The organism is Paracoccus sp. (in: a-proteobacteria) (assembly GCF_047973135.1).
In the GTDB taxonomy this organism is placed as follows: domain Bacteria; phylum Pseudomonadota; class Alphaproteobacteria; order Rhodobacterales; family Rhodobacteraceae; genus Paracoccus.
This window is the reverse complement of the sequence record NZ_JBKEBL010000009.1, coordinates 1-1,582: the sequence shown is the minus strand read 5'-3', so window position 1 is coordinate 1,582 and position 1,582 is coordinate 1. Positions and strand designations below refer to the sequence as shown.

The following is a 1,582-nucleotide window of genomic DNA, read 5'->3' as shown; positions in this document are numbered from 1 at the left end:
GTGACCGGCGACGATACCCGCGCCTTTCCGCCCTTCGTCGATGGTGAAAGCGCCTATTTCGCGGCGCTGAACCACGGAAAGCAGTCCATCGCGCTGGATCTGAAAACCGACGGGGATCGCGCCATCTTCGAGGCGCTTCTGGCGCGCTCTGATGTGGTGCTGGAGAATTTCCGCCCCGGTGTGATGGAAAAGCTGGGCTATGGCTGGCAGGCGCTGCATGAACGCCTGCCACGGCTGATCTATGGCGCGGTGTCGGGCTTTGGCCATACCGGCCCCGAAGCCGGCAAGCCCGCCTATGACATGGTGGTGCAGGCGCGCGGCGGGGTGATGGCGATCACCGGCGAGGCCGGCGGCCCGCCCGTGCGGGTGGGCGCGTCCATAGGCGATGTGGTGGCGGGCATGTATCTGACTCAGGGCATTCTGGCTGCGCTGATCGCGCGCGGGACGACGGGACAGGGGCAGAAGATCGACATCTCGATGCTGGATGCGCAACTGGCGATTCAGGAACATGCCATCGCCATCACCGGCGCGACCGGCACGGCGCCCGGCCCGACCGGTGCGCGCCATCCCACCATCACGCCCTTTGCGACCTATCGCGCCGAAGACGGCTTTGTGGTCATCGCGGCGGGCAATGACGCGATTTTCCGGCGGCTGTGCGATGTGCTTGGGCTGGACACGCTGGCCGACGACCCGGCCTTTTCGACCAACGCAGCCCGTTGCGACCGGCCCGATCTGCTGAAACGCCTGATCGAATCGGTTACGCTGACGCAGAATGTCGCCCATTGGATCACCGCGTTCGAGGCGGCGGGCGTGCCGACCGGCAAGGTGCAGGACATGGCCGAAGTGCTGCGCGACCCGCAGCTTCTGGCCCGCAACATGGTGGTGCATCTGGAACCGTCGCAAGGCGGTGCGCGCTTTATCGCCTCGGGCAATCCGATCAAGATGTCCGACCTGCCCGACACCGGCCATCACGCCCCCGCCTCGCCGCTGGATGGTGATCGCCAGACGATCCTTGACTGGCTGGCACAGCAAAAGGCCGATGCCTGACCGGCGCATCCCCGGCCCCGGCCCATAGCCTGACGACTTTCTTTTGATTATGTTGTCAGGCTATAATCCTTTGATTTTACGCTGATGCTGCGCCAATTTGATGATCAAATCGGCTTCCGTCAGCTATATTGTCCGGGGGCCGGGGGCAGCGCCGTTTCGCGGTAATCCAGCAACAGCCTGCCGGGGCTGCCATAGAAATTGCCGGGGCCGATCTGGCTGGTCAGGCCGTATCGTTCAAGCTGGGTCATGACCTGCGGAGCGACGTCCAGAAGGACCAGCCGCACGCCGGTCTGCTGCATGCGGCGGGCGGTGACGCGCAGCATCTGTGCCGCCGAAAAATCGACGCCGCTGATGGCCGAGGCCTCGATGCAGAGCCAGCGCAACTCGCCGCCCACGCGATTCTCGATCAGCGCGATATCGTCGGCAAAGGCCTGCATATTGGCGTAATACAGGCTGTGGGTGAAATGATAGGCGATCAGCCCCGGCAGGAATTGCCGCGCCGAGGCGACCGGGTGATAGGACCACTGCGCGGCGT

The 1,582-nt window shown here is 64.5% G+C and carries 2 protein-coding genes; one reads left to right on the top strand and one right to left on the bottom strand.

Annotation, left to right across the window (positions count from 1 at the left end; all coding sequences use genetic code 11):
- A complete protein-coding gene (locus ACK5L9_RS00655; RefSeq protein WP_416909519.1) occupies window positions 1–1,047 on the top strand; it encodes a CaiB/BaiF CoA transferase family protein in 1,047 nt (348 codons plus the stop codon).
- A 119-nt stretch (window positions 1,048–1,166) separates the two neighbouring features.
- Here the strand turns inward: ACK5L9_RS00655 and ACK5L9_RS00650 are convergent.
- The coding region (locus ACK5L9_RS00650; protein WP_416909518.1) for a sodium-independent anion transporter at window positions 1,167–1,582 on the bottom strand (416 nt) is incomplete at its 5' end.